The organism is Parabacteroides sp. TM07-1AC (assembly GCF_003480915.1).
In the GTDB taxonomy this organism is placed as follows: domain Bacteria; phylum Bacteroidota; class Bacteroidia; order Bacteroidales; family Tannerellaceae; genus Parabacteroides; species Parabacteroides chongii.
In genome coordinates this window covers 385,200-400,278 of the sequence record NZ_QUKD01000004.1, presented here as the reverse complement: position 1 = coordinate 400,278, position 15,079 = coordinate 385,200, and the positions used below count along the sequence as shown (strand labels likewise).

Genomic DNA, 15,079 nt, shown 5'->3' with positions numbered 1-15,079 from the left:
TGTGATGCTTATTATTTAATATAAAGTTAACTATAGCTGCGTCAACAGCTTGGACTTTTACATGCGGGGAGATGCGTCAACATCTTTCCGTATGTTTTTTGGACTTTTTTCTCTACTTCCACATAGGCAATTCTGATTTAAAAAGGTTCTACACTCTATTTTACTCTTTTGATATTTCTATGACTGACATTTCCAGCCGGTTGTCGGCGGTTATCGCCGGTTTGCTGATCTTGAACTTGACGTTCGATGCCAGTTTGAGATATTCCATCACCTGCGGCAACTGTTCGTCTTTAAACCTGGCAGTGATGATGGCTTCAAGCACTTCCTTGTCTTTCACGTCGAAGCGTACATTATAATGGCGCGTCAACGCCTTAAGTACCCGCGACATGGGCTGATTCTTGAAAATAATCTCGCCGTTCCGCCAGGCTGTATTGTTGGCGGCGTTGACCGGAGTGATGTACAATTTACCGCCCACCCGCGTAAACTCCGCCCGCTCATCGGGCTTCAGGAGCTGGTGGGTGATGTGACCGCTTGCCTGCGAGATGTTCAGCTGTACCGAACCTTCCACAAGGGTGGTCGAGACAAAATCGTCATCTTTATAGGCGGAAACATCGAAACGGGTTCCCAAAACTTCTACCGAATAAACCGGATCGACTTTCACGATGAAAGGTTTTTCCGGATTCTTCGTCACTTCGAAATACCCTTGCCCGGTCAGTTCGACCTGACGGCATTCGGGCCAGAAATTAGCCGGATACTTCAAAGAACTCCCTGCGTTCAACCAAACTTTCGAACCGTCCGGCAGGTCGAACGTCGAAACTACCCCGGGATTGGTGCGCACTTCGACCATGCGCACCTTCTCCTGCCCCATCTGCATAAAGAAATAGGCAGACATAATTAACACCGGGATAAAAAGTACGGCTGCAACTCTTTGCAGCATCTGTAGGGAACGGTGTAAACTAACTTTTTTATTTTGTTTACGAACTTTCGATTTGAAACGGACCAGGGCCATTTCGGGATCTACCGACTCCATCACCCGTACGCGGTCTGTCACCTGCAGGGTAAAATAGACCTGCTCCAGTAACTTCGCATTTTCCGGCGAGGCTGCCACCCAGTCGTCAACCTGGGAGCGTTCGTCGTCGGGCAGTGTGCCGTCGATGTATCTTATCAGTATATATTCGTCTACTATCATCGTTTTTTTCCTGTTTCTATTATTAATACAATTCAGGAAAAGGATGTACTAAACGGAAATGTGATTTTTTTAAGAAAAAATTCAAAATCTTTTTCCTGTCTCCGGTTGTTATCTAAAATACAGACAGTTATCATAAATAAAAAAGAACATGAAAAAGATAGTTTTGCTCCGTCACGGCGAAAGTGCCTGGAACAAGGAGAACCGGTTTACCGGATGGACCGATGTCGATCTTACCGAAAAAGGTATTGAGGAAGCCCGTAAAGCGGGCGATTTGCTGCGGAAAGAAGGGTATGTTTTCGATAAAGCCTATACATCTTATTTAAAGCGTGCTGTTAAGACATTAAATAATGTACTCGACCGGATGGACCAGGACTGGATCCCGGTGGAAAAAAGCTGGCGGCTGAACGAAAAGCATTACGGCGCACTGCAGGGTCTCAATAAAAGCGAGACGGCAGAAAAGTACGGCGACGAACAGGTGCTGATCTGGCGCAGAAGTTACGACGTGGCACCGCATGCCCTGAGCGAGGACGATCCGCGTAACCCACGTTTCGAGATCCGTTATAAAGATGTACCCGACGAGGAGCTGCCGCGCACGGAATCGCTGAAAGATACCGTCGACCGTATCCTGCCTTACTGGAAAGAGGTGATTTTTCCGTCGCTCGAAACAGCCGACCAGATTCTGGTGACGGCTCACGGGAACAGCCTGAGAGGTATCATTAAATATGTACGCAACATTCCGGATGAGGATATCGTACATTTGAACCTGCCTACCGCCGTTCCTTACGTACTCGAATTCGATGACGACCTGAACCTTGTAAAAGATTATTTCCTGGGTGACCCGGAAGAAATCAAGAAATTGATGGAAGCCGTTGCTAACCAGGGGAAAAAAGATAAAAAATAGTTGTTTTTCATAACTCACGCCCGGGATTTTTTTGGAAATTTTCCGGGCGTTGATTCTTTTTTCACCAAATATTTGTTTAAGTTTGCATTAAATCAAAGTAACTATCAGTGATTACAAGCAACGAAGAGACCTTAAATAGACTAAAAACCGGCGACGAAAGCGTATTTGATACGGTCTACAAACAATATTACAGGGGGCTATGCGCATTTGCATCCCAATATGTGGCCGAAACAGAAACTGAAGAAATCGTGCAGGAAGTAATGATGTGGCTTTGGGAAAACCGTTCTGCGCTGATTCCCGAAATGTCCCTGAAATCCTTGCTGTTCACTATGGTGAAAAACAAATGCCTGAACAATATCACCCACAACCAGATCAAACAACGGGTACACGAGGCGTTATACGCCAAGTTCGAGAACCAGTTTGAAGATCCCGACTTTTATATGGAAGGCGAGCTGATCGCATTGGCGACCAAGGCTATCCATGCACTACCGGAAGAATACCGAAAAGCGTTCGAGATGAACCGCTTCGGACACCTTACCTACAACGAGATAGCCGAACGCACCGGAGTCTCTCCCAAAACCATCGCCTACCGCATTTCCCAATCATTGAAAATACTCCGCACGGAACTGAAAGATTACATGCCGCTGCTGACCGCTTTATTACATTAACCTATATCTTCCTGACACCCCATTCGGAACAAAAAATAATTTCTTTCGAATGAAATTTGATTTTCTTCCGAAAGAAATTATTTTTTCTCTCGGACAGAATGTTTTACCCCACAAATTCACTTTTACAAATAAAATACAATAAGTCACTTTTATGGATATAAATGAACAAAAATTAATCAATCCTGTTTAAATAATGAGGGCCTTCAAAGATTACTGAATTAAATTATAAAGAAAATATGAAACGTACATACTTAATGATATTGTTCGTCGCACTGGCAACTATCGCATACGGTCAGACTGACGATAAAGGATATGAAGAAGGAAAATTTGTGTTAAAAGGCGTATCGGGTCTTAACCTGTCGCAGACAGCCATGACCAACTGGTCGGCAGGTGGCGAAAACTCCGTTGCCGGAAACGCCTACCTGAACGGATCGCTGACACATAAAAGCGGCAACTGGCTCTGGGTGACCAACCTCGTTCTCGACTACGGACTGACGAAAACCAAATCGCAGGGCATGCGCAAGAGCACCGATAAGATCGGACTCTCCACCCAGCTGGGCTACTCGACCAACAATGTCTGGTTCTACACGCTGATGGGTGATCTGAACACGCAGTTCGCTAAAGGATACAATTATCCGGACAAGGAACATTACATTTCCAACTTCTTTGCTCCTGCTTATTCCAACATCTCTTTGGGTATGGAATACCGCCCTAAAAGCAATTATTCGATCTTCCTCTCTCCTGTTTCCGCCAAGATGACTTGGGTGGCAGACGATTACCTCTCCGACCTGGGCGCATTCGGCGTCGATCCGGGCGACCGTTTCAAGATCGAATGCGGCGCTTACCTGAAAGCCCGTGCGGAAATGCCGTTGATGGAAAACGTGAGCCTGATCACGACCGCCGACTTCTTCACCCCGTACGACAGCCAGTTCGGAAACATCGACGTCAACTGGGATATGCTGATCAGCATGAAGATCAACAAATTCCTCTCAGCTACGCTCAACACGACGCTGAAATACGATAACGACGTGAAAACCTTCGACGACAACGGAGAAAGACACGGCGCAAAAGTACAGTTCAAAGAGATACTCGGTGTAGGGCTTGCTTACAATTTCTGACAATATTAGGGGACGCAGATGACGCAGAAAACGCAGAATTTCGCAGATATTTTATTTAAAAGAAAAAATAAGTCTGCGAGCGTCTGCGTTCTCTGCGTCCCCTAATCCCGACAATTCCTTTTTAATAAAGCAACCAACCTATAGAAAAACGTTTTTCGGAAAAAACCTGCTGCAATCGGTTGCAGTATCCAAAAGAAAGGAGTAAATTTGCACGTCGAAAACAAATATGATTAGAAATGATCGATAAAATTAAGGCTCTGCTTCAGGAAGTAGAGAATATGAAGGCTGCAAATGCCGAAGAACTGGAAGCTTTACGTATCAAATATCTCAGCAAGAAAGGTGAGATATCTTCCCTGATGAACGATTTCCGCAATGTTGCGGCAGATCAGAAACGTGAAGTGGGACAGTTTCTGAACCAGCTGAAAGAAGCTACTCAAAATAAGATCAACGAACTGAAAGCAGGTTTTGACAACGTACAGACAGGCGATGATGACATTGACCTGACCCGTACCGCTTATCCGGTGCAACTGGGTACGCGCCATCCTCTTTCCATCGTTAAAAAAGAAATCTGTGATATTTTCGGACGACTGGGATTCAGCATCGCTGAAGGACCGGAGATCGAAGATGACTGGCATGTGTTTTCTTCTTTGAATTTTGCTGAAGATCACCCTGCACGTGATATGCAGGATACATTCTTCATACAACATAATCCGGATGTTTTACTGCGTACGCACACTTCGTCGGTACAGACCCGCGTGATGGAGAATCAAGAACCTCCTATCCGTATCATCTGTCCGGGACGCGTATATCGTAATGAAGCCATCTCTTACCGCGCTCACTGTTTCTTCCACCAGGTGGAAGCGCTTTACGTCGATAAGAATGTCTCATTCGCCGACTTAAAACAGGCATTGCTTTTCTTTGCAAAAGAAATGTTCGGTCCGGAAACGAAAATTCGTTTGCGCCCCTCCTACTTCCCCTTCACGGAACCTTCTGCGGAAATGGATATTTCCTGCAACCTCTGTGGCGGTAAAGGATGTGCATTCTGTAAACATACCGGCTGGGTAGAAATCCTCGGTTGTGGTATGGTAGACCCGAATGTGCTCGAAAATTGCGGTATCGACAGCAAAGTCTATACCGGCTACGCTCTGGGAATGGGTATCGAACGTATAACCAACCTGAAATACCAAGTAAAAGACCTTCGAATGTTCTCGGAAAACGATGTCCGTTTCCTGAAACAATTCGAATCAGCCAATTAAATTGAAAACCTAAATCATGTACCATCATCCCCGGGCCTTTAACCAGCCCGGGGAAAACACATTGGAGGATGAAATATGATAAAGGTTTTGATTTTAATTACAGGAGGAGCTATCGGATCGGCACTACGCTATTGGGTTTCCATGTGGGTGCAACGGTCGATGCTTTACTCCTTTCCTTTTGGGATACTTTCCGTGAATGTTATCGGCTCTTTTCTGATCGGCTTCTGCTGGAGCCTTGCCGAAGACTATAATTTCTCTGTCAACACAAGAGCTTTCCTGTTCACCGGACTTTTCGGCGGATTTACCACTTTCTCTTCATTTGCATTGGATACGATGTCGCTCATGAAAACGGGCGATTATAAATTAGCATTTATAAATATACTGGCCAGCAATATCTTAGGACTTATTGCCGTATTTTTTGGTTTGTTACTCGGAAAAAATGTCTTATCTTTATTGAAATAACGATATGAGAAAGGAAGAACGATATAAAGGTGTATTGAACTGGTTCGAAGAAAACGTACCGGTTGCGGAAACGGAGCTTCATTATGACGATCCGTATCAACTGCTTATTGCCGTCATCCTGTCGGCTCAGTGTACAGACAAGCGTGTGAATATGATCACTCCTGCCCTGTTCAGGGATTTCCCTACAGCGGAAGTGCTGGCGGCATCGACACCGGAAGTGGTATTCGAATATATCCGCAGCGTTTCTTACCCGAACAATAAATCAAAACACCTGGTCGGAATGGCAAAGATGCTGGTCTCCGATTTCGGCGGCGTGGTGCCGTCCGACATCGACGAACTGCAGAAACTGCCCGGTGTAGGACGTAAAACAGCGAATGTCATCGCTTCCGTTGTCTACAACAAACCGACAATGGCAGTAGATACGCATGTATTCCGTGTAGCCAACCGCATCGGTCTGACCAACAACAGCAAGACACCGCTCGAAACGGAAAAGGAATTGGTGAAGAATATTCCGGAAAAACAGATACCGATTGCCCACCATTGGCTGATCCTGCACGGACGATACGTCTGCGTGGCACGAAAGCCCAAATGTGAATCCTGCGGCCTGACGCCCTGGTGCAAACATTTCCTGAAGGTAAAACTATAACACATGAGAATATACAGGCGGGAAATAGTGATCATCCTCTTAACTGCTCTCGCTACCCTGTCAGCAGTCTACTACTTTTTCGGCGACATGAAAAAGAGTAAGGAGCTGGCACAAACCGACCTGTACACATTGACTGCCCCGGCTTCGGAAGCTATACTCGCTGTCAATCGCCCTGCCGTCTTCGCCAAAGTCATACTGACGAAAGAGTTTGTTTACGAGGCGTTCGCCTCCGAAATACCGGATATATACCTGAACATTATCCGGAAGAATCCGGAGATAGCTTCGCTGCATTTCTCGTTTCACCCGCAAGGGGTTGTCATGTACGCTAAAGCGGACAACAGCATCGTCCGGCAAATCGAGGAGAATGTGCAGAAGCACTTCTTCAAATCGTTCGCTCCCCAGCAACAGTCCAAAGGGGGAATTACATTCACCTATTGCCCGGATGCGGGGAACAGATTCTTCGGATATTACCAGTACAACGGCATTTGGGTGGCAAGTTACAGCAAGAAGTTGCTGGAAGAAGTGGCATCCATACAAAGGAAACAGCAGAACAGTCTGTCGAAAGAACAGATGCAGCTCCGCAAAACACTCGACAACAACGCTCCGCTCAACCTGATGATCCAGTCGAAATTGTTGGATTTATACGTAAAAAGCAACGATTCGACCTTGTGGAGGGTCAGTGACAGATGGCTGGCAGCCGACTTGTTCGAAAGCGAAGGAAATATCTGTTATTTCAGCAGCCTGCCTTATCTCGAACCTGCTGACACACTTTTCCGTACGATAGCCGATACTTTATCCCTCAGGCTGGAACAACATTTCCCCCAGCTACATATCTCCAACCAAATCTACGAAGAAGACGGAAAGTTCTTTTACACGGGATGCACCAACCCGTCATACGCCAGATGAACATGCTCAGGCAGCATCTTTTCCACCTCGGCATGCAATCCGATCCGGTGACTCATATGGATAAGGAAAGCTTCTTTCGGATGCAAGCGTTCGATCAAGGCAAGCGCCTCATCCAGGCTCTCATGTGCCGGATGTTCCCCTTTCCGGAGAGCGGTCAGGATAAGCACATCCAATCCCTGTAACTTGGCAAACTCTTCCTCCGGCAGCGACTTCAGATCAGTCAGATAGGCCATATTCCCAATCCGATACCCCAGGATAGGCAAGCGCCCGTGCATCACGCGGACCGGCACGATCGGCAAACCGGCGGCAACGAAAGGTGTATTATCTATATCGTGAAGTTCCAGCTTCGGAACACCGGGATATTTATGTTCGCGGAAGACATAAGGAATGCGGGTACGGATCGCTTCAGCCACATTCTCCTCCGCGTAGATATCCACACTCTTGTCGCGGGTAAAGGGACGCAGGTCGTCCAGCCCTCCGACATGGTCATAATGCTCGTGCGAGATCAGAACTGCATCCAGCTGATACGTTTTGCTTTGTATCATCTGCCAGCGGAAATCCGGTCCGCAGTCCAACAAAATACGTTTGCCCTCTGTTTCTACTAATACCGATGTGCGCAAACGCCAGTCGCGGGGGTCTTTGCTTGTACATACTTCACACTGACAACCTATTTCGGGAACTCCGGTCGAAGTCCCCGTTCCCAAAAATGTAATTTTCATTATCCTACATATTTAACCTCAGGCATTATCTCGATGCCAAAACGATCTTTTACAGCGGTACGGATACTTTCAGCCACCAAAGCGATCTCGTGCCCCTTCGCCTCTCCCAGATTGACGAGGACCAACGCCTGCTTTTCGTATACTCCGACCTGCCCATGCGACTTTCCTTTGAAACCGCATTGCTCGATCAGCCAGCCGGCGGGCACTTTCACTTTTCCCTCGCCTGCCGGATAAGAAGGTATTGCCGGATACTGCTCCTTCAGCTTGTCGAACTGAGCCGACGGAATAACCGGATTCATAAAGAAACTGCCGGCATTTCCCAGCTTTTCCGGATCGGGCAGCTTCTCCTCACGGATCGTGATCACCGCCTGGCGAACAGCATCCAAAGTAACCTCCGGATAAGCAGACAACGCCTCCTTCAGGTTTCCGTAATTTATGGAGAAAACAGGTTTCTTATCCAACCGCAATAATATATATGTAACAATGTACGGATCGTTATGTTCGTTTTTGAAATAGCTGGAGCGGTAACCGTACTGGCATTCTTCGTTCGTGAAAATCCGTTTCTCGAAAGTCAGCTGGTTGTATGTTTCGACACTTTCTATCACATCTTTTATCTCCGCTCCGTAGGCTCCGATATTCTGGATAGCGGCAGCACCTGCCTCACCGGGGATCAGAGACAGGTTCTCGATCCCTCCCCAGCCGTTGGCAACGGCATGCGCAACAACGTCGTCCCACTTCTCAGCGGCTCCGACACGCAGCCAGATATGCTCGTCGGTTTCCTTCTCCACGCTGATACCTTTGATGTCAGAGTGTAGAATGATACCGTTAAAGTCATTTATAAATAACAGATTGCTTCCGCATCCGATATGTAATGACAAACATTCCTGAAAATACTCGTCCCGTAAGATCCGTCCTAATTCTTCTTCGTTCGTATATTCCATGAACCACCGTGTTTTCACCGGCAGATGAAATGTATTATGCTTCTCCAGGGAGTAATTTTCTTCTATCCTCATAATATCTGTTTATTTATTGCAGGACAAAAGTAGCCAGAAAATTGAAAATGGAGAATTGAAAATTGAAAATTATTTCCATCAAACTCTTAATCGGTCATTTTCAATTTTCCATTTTCAATTATCACAGGGTATCGACAATTTCACGCTGTTTCGTAAAAAAGATCATTCGCTGTATCTCTCCGCTCTGCGAGATCAAAGTGGAATAACGCTTCAACGACTGGATCCATTCTTTCTGGGCACGGCATACTTCCGGATGCTGCGAATCCATATAGTTGATTGCATACAGGCGGAACATGCACAACTGGAAACTTCCTTTCTCCAGGAACGTGTAAGTCGCTTCGAAATTGATATTCGACAGATACATATATGCTTTGTTGCCGTTCGGATATTCTCCCCGCGCCGCGATCTGTTCCATTTCGTCCAGCAAACGGTGAAGTTCCTGCTTCATCACGTCGATATCGTCGTCGGTCAGCATATTCAACCCGGCAAAGTATTTGATCTCCCTGACCAGCGACTGGAAAATGTTGCTATCTAATATTGTATAGGACGACGGTACCTGACGGACTTCCTGCATCAACCGGCGCTGTGACTCCAGCACCTTCTCAGGCACCACTATATCAGACATGCTCGCTGTTATCTTCATCCCGTTGTTCTGATGCATCCAGCGGCAGAGACGGAATTTCGTCAAACGCTCAAAAGGCGAATATAAAGTAAACGGCACAATGTTGCACGCCGTGCTGAGGACTGATTTCGGATCGTCCTTGAGGAAGGCAAATTGCTTCTGGTACCGTTTGAGAATATCATGGTAATTATCCATCTGGCTCATGGTATTGGAAACGTTCAGATTAAAAACGGCTCCTTCCGCCCGGTTGGTTCCCACGATCTGATCCAGCGAGATACCCAGGCTCTGAGACAACAATGATACTTCAAAAAAAGTAAACGGAACTTCTCCGCGCAACCGGCGATAGACAGCCTCTTTTCCTATGGATATGACATCCATAATATAATTGGCCAGATTCGTCTCCTCCGGGAGATGTTCTCTCATGGCTTTTATAAGCCCGTTATTCAATGCATCTTTCATAATTATTAGCGTGTTATTTTACTGTTTCTACTCATACATTTTCATAGCGTTTGTTTCGATTACCGCAACCGGGTGTGAATTAACGTTTTTTGTTTCTCAAATCGTAACAAAAGCCCGGAGCTATTGTTTAATAAGAAATGAAAGCCAATTTGCTTAGTTGGAAAAAGACACCATATAAAAAAAGCAATGGCTTACATTTGCAATGTATATAATCATTAAAAAGAAACACTCATGAACAAAGCAGAACTTATCGAAGCCTTAGCAGATAAGGCAGGGTTACAAAAACAGAAAGCAAAAAAAGTATTAGATGCTTACATCGAGATCGTAACCGAAAAAATGTCACAGAAAGAGGAAATCACTCTTATTGGTTTTGGTACTTTAATACCTAGACCTCAAACAAGTCGCCTGGCTCGTAATCCAAAAACTGGTACTCCGGTACAAATTCCAGCCAGAACAACGGTAAAGTTCAAACCCGGTAAATTCTTGCTGGAAGCTATGAACGGTACTGGAGAGAAAAAATAATATGATTTTTTTCTATAACTTCCTTCTTGCCTCTGCAGGAAGGAAGTTTTTTATACCTCCTTTTCTTTTATCTGATCATATCTGCAAAAGTACACACAGATTCTTAGTAAAATGAGGTATTTTTTACGAATAACAGAACGCTCCGGTTCTAATTAAACAACCCACAGCATGCCCCCAACTCAATTATCGCAATTTCAGAATCCGGACAACCCTCCCTGTTTCGGAATATGAAACTTTTGTCCCTAATTTAGAATTTTACAGAGAAACATTTGTGTGGTGCTCTAATTATATATAATTTCGGCTCCGAAAAAATTAGTCTGCATAACACAATTGAATACAAATGAAAATAGTTAATCTTGGGGAATCAAACTCCGTCCTGAACAGGTTCGTATCCGAACTCAGAGATGTAAATATCCAAAAAGACAGCCTCCGTTTCCGCAGAAACATCGAACGTATCGGTGAAATCATGGCTTACGAGATCAGCAAAGATTTTGCTTACAGCCGGAAAGAAATTCAGACACCACTGGGCATCGCGCCGATGGACACACCCGACGACCGGATCGTGATCAGCACTATCTTACGTGCAGGACTGCCTTATCATCAGGGCTTTTTGAGTTATCTCGATTATGCAGAAAACGCCTTTGTCTCTGCTTACCGCAAATACAAAGACCGCTTGAATTTCGACATCCACATCGAATATATAGCCTCTCCAAGACTGACCGAAAAAACTTTGATCATTACCGATCCGATGCTTGCAACCGGAAGTTCGATGGAACTCGCCTACGAAGCGTTACTGACCAAAGGTCATCCGTCTCACATCCACGTAGCCTCCATCATCGCCAGCAAACAGGCTATCGAATACCTGCAACGAAAAATGCCGGACGACAAGACAACAATCTGGATCGCCGCACTCGACGATGAACTGGATGATCATTCATACATCATCCCCGGATTAGGTGATGCCGGTGATCTGGCTTACGGGGAAAAGGAATAATTGAGATATAAAAAAGCTATGGTTCTTTAACCCATAGCTTTTTTCTTATATATGCAGAACTAACAAAAGGTTTTTCATTCTATCAGACTTTCACTATCATCTGAATACCGTGTCATATTCCTTTTCACGCACTCTCTGTTTGTATTAGCATAGCAATATACGCAAAAATGGTGGCAAGTATTATACATTCCGATGTCTTTACTCACCATACAACCGCAAATCTTTCGTTGTCCTTTATCTTTCAAATTCTTTTGTTTGTCAGGAATAGCTGGTAAAAAACCAAACAGATCAGGTTCTGGAAATTTACCTGTCCGAAGATAATAAACCAATTCGTAATCATCCCCAAAGACACGCTCCATCAGTTCACCGTCAATGCAACGATTGTGTTCAATACCATAAACAACAAGATCAATATCCTCAGCACAAGTAGCAAGCGTAACATGCCAACCTTCAGAAGCCCAGACTTCTCTCAACTTTACCAAACCCTCTACAACCTCTTGACGTTGCATCGCATTCATCTCTGCTGTTTCCACACCCTCTTTCGTAAAACAATTCGTTTCCTTTACCAGGTTGTTCTGCACCTTATGGTATGCCTTTACATCCACAAAACTGAATACGAGTTTGTCAGTATATCCTTTCAAACGATTTCCAATTTTCCATATCCGGCTAAGTAACATGCGTGGTGTAATAGTCGGCATGATAATCAACGGATCGAATCGCCATATCATTCGCTCGTGACCGATTTGATCAGACAATTGCCGAAAAGTGTCTATTCGTTGTTCCACACTTGGTACATTCGGTTCAAGACCTTCATTCACATAATCATTCAATGTCACTTGAAAATAATAATGAATGCCACGTTTATCCAGTTCTTTCAGATAAGGCAATATCGGTTTCGGATTCTTTGTCCAAAACACAATGACTTTACACCGCCCAAACGATACATACATTTTCTGTCGGTTAAACGGATTATACCACACACAATATCCTTTATCCAAACGATTAAAGAACCACCTGGCATAAAAAGCAGGAATGTCTGTCGACCGACTGGCAGAAATTATGATCGGAGCTGTTGCTTCAACTCTGATACCAGAATCAGTAGTGATAAGTAGTTTATCAGTTACCATAACAATCACGAAGATATCGAATTATTCGTTGATTTTATAATAAATGATAGTATGATAGTTGTTTTCAAAAGATTATCGGGGTAAGATAAACCAAAAACGCGAACCTTTGCCGATTTCTGAGCTTACTCCGATCTTTCCTTTTTGTTGTTCTACGATACTCTTACAGATAGAAAGTCCCAAGCCCGTTCCCTGTTTGAAGTCATTTCCTTTATAGAAACGGTCGAAAACATGCAACTGGACCTCTTCACTCATTCCCTCACCCGTATCCGTTACCGAAAACTCGATTTCATCCGGACGAAGTTCATAAGCCAGCGTGATGGAACCTTCTGCGGTATGCTTGATCGCATTATTGACAAAATTAGAAAAGAGCTGGCTCAGCCGTACATGATCGAACCGGAAGACACAAGGCTCCAAACCCGGCCGACAACGAAGTTCCACATCACCGTGAATTTTAATTTTCATGGATTTCACCAAATCATCCAGGAATCCTTTCAACTCGATATCCATAGGCTTGAACTCAATCGTGTTCGCTTCTATCTTCGCCAGGTCCAGCACATCGGAAATCAACTGTAATAGAAGCTCATTGTTCTTTTGGATTATTTCGACGAACTGCAATTGTTCTTCCCTGTCTTCCGCATCGACCAACAAGGTCGAGAAACCGACAATCGCGTTTAACGGAGTCCGTATCTCATGGCTCATATTCGCCAGGAAAGCTGATTTCAACCGGTCCAGTTCTTCCGCCTTTTCCCGCTGCTGTTCTGTTTCCTTCAGTTCTGTGATATCATAATTCACGCAGATCATCTCGATCTTGTCCTGTTCTTTCTCTTGCGAAGTACACATCACATTCACACGTATCCATTTCCAGCCGTCTTCATGTTTGATACGCAATTCCTTGCGGATACTGGTCGCTTCTCTCCGCTCCACCTTATCGAAAAACTCCAGCATCACAGCCCGGTCTTCCGGATGTACGCTTTTATAAGTACCTATAATCTCAGTCAGAGGCGTCCCATCCTTTTCACCCAGATTCTGATACCATTGGCTGATTGCAAACCCTTCACGAGTCAGCAGGTCGAATTTGGCATAGCCGACTTTCGCATAGCGGCTAACCAGGGTAAAGAAATATTCAAACTCTTCAATACGGTTGTAAGCAATTGTCTTATCAGTATTATCCAGATTAATAAAAAGATAGTTTATCAGCTCCCCTTTATTGTCATAAAGCATGCTGACCTTCGTTATCAAATCAATAGCCCCTCCTTTGTTTGTCGAAAAATAACCGTTGGAACTAACTCTAGTAAAATCATAACTCAGACGGAATGAAACCGGTTTCTTCTTCCGCATTTTATCTAGTATATCTTCCGGGATAACCGGATTATCAAAAATATTGATCCCCAACACATCTCTCTTGGAAGCCAAACCAAATATCTCCACATCCTTATTATTGATATCTACCAGGAAACCATCCTTGTCATACAGTTCGATTCCGACCGGTATGTTCGTATAAATATTGCGCAACAACTTTTCACCACGGTCGAGGGCTTCATTGATACGTGCCATCTTTGTAATGATACTGATGATATTGGCTATGGAAGAAAGCCACTGATAATCTTCCAGATTCCACATACGATACTTATCGACGATATCGATACCGATATAACCCCATGCTTTTTTCTTAATGATCAGAGGAATCAGAATAAAAGAAAGAACACCTCTCCGCTTCAGATACTTTTTCTCTTCGGCGGCTTCTTCCGGCAGTTCATCCAGATTATTGATCATCACCGGATAAAGATTCCGTATCCGGCGGGTCGACCAGGACAAGGTAGAAACCGGAATATTCTGCAAGGATGAACGGACAGCAAAAACGCCATCACTGCAAACCTCATACGTACAACTGATCGTTTGTTTGTCATCACTATACTCCATTATACAGGCACGTCCTCTCGTATCGATAGAAAACAGGATCTCCGTCAGGACCAACTGGATAGAGGTCAACAAGTCGTTTGTCTGGATGAAAGAATGCAGAGCACGGGATATCGTATTCAGATGGCGAAGCAGGCTGTCCACCTGATTATCCACAGCCGGTTTATTCCCATCCACTTCACAAAAAGGTACTAACTGCAGGATGCCCAACACATAAATATTCCCATCAGCATCGACCTCTCGTTTACATATTTTTGTCCGGACAAACTTTGTGCCGTAACAGGTCTCGATCGGAAATGTCTGCTCATAAATGCCCACTTCCTTGAAATAAGCAAACTCATTGGCTATCCTCGCCCTGTAATCCTCACGGATCAGACCTAGAAAATCTTCTGCCGGAATTGTCTTACCATCCAAATCCAACAGACTCACCAAATAATCGGAACAGATGTAACATTTCTTTTCAAAGTCAATCTCCCACCAACCAACCTGTGCCGCATCCAACAATAACTTATATTGAGCTGTATCCATTTTACCTTGATTCATACTAGTATGGATACAAA

The 15,079-nt window shown here is 44.6% G+C and carries 15 protein-coding genes; 9 read left to right on the top strand and 6 right to left on the bottom strand.

Annotated elements, in window-relative coordinates:
• Window positions 1-160: 160 nt before the first annotated feature.
• Window positions 161-1,189 (bottom strand): FecR family protein, encoded by a 1,029-nt coding sequence (locus tag DXD68_RS11545; RefSeq protein WP_122361641.1) that lies wholly within the window; start codon window positions 1,187-1,189, stop codon window positions 161-163.
• A 148-nt stretch (window positions 1,190-1,337) separates the two neighbouring features.
• On the opposite strand from DXD68_RS11545, the gene gpmA reads away from it, so the two are divergent.
• The 7 genes from gpmA to DXD68_RS11510 all read left to right on the top strand — a co-directional run bounded on the left by gpmA (window position 1,338) and on the right by DXD68_RS11510 (window position 7,146).
• Window positions 1,338-2,090: a 2,3-diphosphoglycerate-dependent phosphoglycerate mutase gene (gpmA, locus tag DXD68_RS11540; protein ID WP_122361640.1), complete on the top strand. Its 753-nt coding sequence runs from the start codon at window positions 1,338-1,340 to the stop codon at window positions 2,088-2,090.
• A 107-nt stretch (window positions 2,091-2,197) separates the two neighbouring features.
• Entirely contained in the window at window positions 2,198-2,758 is a 561-nt protein-coding gene (locus DXD68_RS11535) for an RNA polymerase sigma-70 factor (protein WP_122361639.1), read from the top strand.
• Window positions 2,759-2,994: 236 nt separating this feature from the next.
• Entirely contained in the window at window positions 2,995-3,876 is an 882-nt protein-coding gene (locus tag DXD68_RS11530) for a DUF3078 domain-containing protein (RefSeq protein ID WP_122361638.1), read from the top strand.
• A gap of 236 nt (window positions 3,877-4,112) precedes the next feature.
• On the top strand, window positions 4,113-5,132 hold the full coding sequence (gene pheS / locus DXD68_RS11525; protein ID WP_122361637.1) for a phenylalanine--tRNA ligase subunit alpha: 1,020 nt from the start codon (window positions 4,113-4,115) through the stop codon (window positions 5,130-5,132).
• Between the two features lie 75 nt (window positions 5,133-5,207).
• Window positions 5,208-5,594, top strand: a complete 387-nt coding sequence (gene crcB, locus DXD68_RS11520; RefSeq protein WP_122361636.1) for a fluoride efflux transporter CrcB — start codon at window positions 5,208-5,210, stop codon at window positions 5,592-5,594.
• 4 nt (window positions 5,595-5,598) lie between these two features.
• Complete coding sequence (nth, locus tag DXD68_RS11515; protein WP_122361635.1) at window positions 5,599-6,240, top strand: endonuclease III; 642 nt, start codon at window positions 5,599-5,601, stop codon at window positions 6,238-6,240.
• Window positions 6,241-6,243: 3 nt separating this feature from the next.
• On the top strand, window positions 6,244-7,146 hold the full coding sequence (locus DXD68_RS11510; protein ID WP_122361634.1) for a hypothetical protein: 903 nt from the start codon (window positions 6,244-6,246) through the stop codon (window positions 7,144-7,146).
• On the opposite strand, the gene DXD68_RS11505 is transcribed toward DXD68_RS11510, so the two are convergent.
• The 3 genes from DXD68_RS11505 to DXD68_RS11495 all read right to left on the bottom strand — a co-directional run bounded on the left by DXD68_RS11505 (window position 7,110) and on the right by DXD68_RS11495 (window position 9,959).
• Window positions 7,110-7,865 carry an MBL fold metallo-hydrolase gene (locus DXD68_RS11505; protein ID WP_122361633.1) on the bottom strand — a complete coding sequence of 252 codons (756 nt, stop codon included), beginning with the start codon at window positions 7,863-7,865 and terminating at the stop codon, window positions 7,110-7,112. The genes DXD68_RS11510 and DXD68_RS11505 overlap by 37 nt on opposite strands.
• Window positions 7,865-8,878 (bottom strand): UDP-N-acetylmuramate dehydrogenase, encoded by a 1,014-nt coding sequence (gene murB / locus DXD68_RS11500; RefSeq protein WP_122361632.1) that lies wholly within the window; start codon window positions 8,876-8,878, stop codon window positions 7,865-7,867. The genes DXD68_RS11505 and murB overlap by 1 nt, the downstream gene beginning before the upstream one ends.
• A gap of 121 nt (window positions 8,879-8,999) precedes the next feature.
• Window positions 9,000-9,959, bottom strand: a complete 960-nt coding sequence (locus DXD68_RS11495) for a hypothetical protein (RefSeq protein ID WP_122361631.1) — start codon at window positions 9,957-9,959, stop codon at window positions 9,000-9,002.
• Window positions 9,960-10,190: 231 nt separating this feature from the next.
• On the opposite strand from DXD68_RS11495, the gene DXD68_RS11490 reads away from it, so the two are divergent.
• A complete protein-coding gene (locus DXD68_RS11490; RefSeq protein WP_007652950.1) occupies window positions 10,191-10,481 on the top strand; it encodes an HU family DNA-binding protein in 291 nt (96 codons plus the stop codon).
• A gap of 340 nt (window positions 10,482-10,821) precedes the next feature.
• Window positions 10,822-11,475, top strand: coding sequence for a uracil phosphoribosyltransferase (gene upp / locus DXD68_RS11485; RefSeq protein ID WP_122361630.1), 654 nt, complete (start codon window positions 10,822-10,824; stop codon window positions 11,473-11,475).
• Window positions 11,476-11,549: 74 nt separating this feature from the next.
• Here the strand turns inward: upp and DXD68_RS11480 are convergent, their stop codons facing one another.
• Both DXD68_RS11480 and DXD68_RS11475 read right to left on the bottom strand, forming a co-directional pair.
• Window positions 11,550-12,602: a DUF1848 domain-containing protein gene (locus DXD68_RS11480; protein WP_122361629.1), complete on the bottom strand. Its 1,053-nt coding sequence runs from the start codon at window positions 12,600-12,602 to the stop codon at window positions 11,550-11,552.
• 72 nt (window positions 12,603-12,674) lie between these two features.
• Entirely contained in the window at window positions 12,675-15,062 is a 2,388-nt protein-coding gene (locus tag DXD68_RS11475; RefSeq protein ID WP_233577111.1) for an ATP-binding protein, read from the bottom strand.
• Window positions 15,063-15,079: the final 17 nt, after the last annotated feature.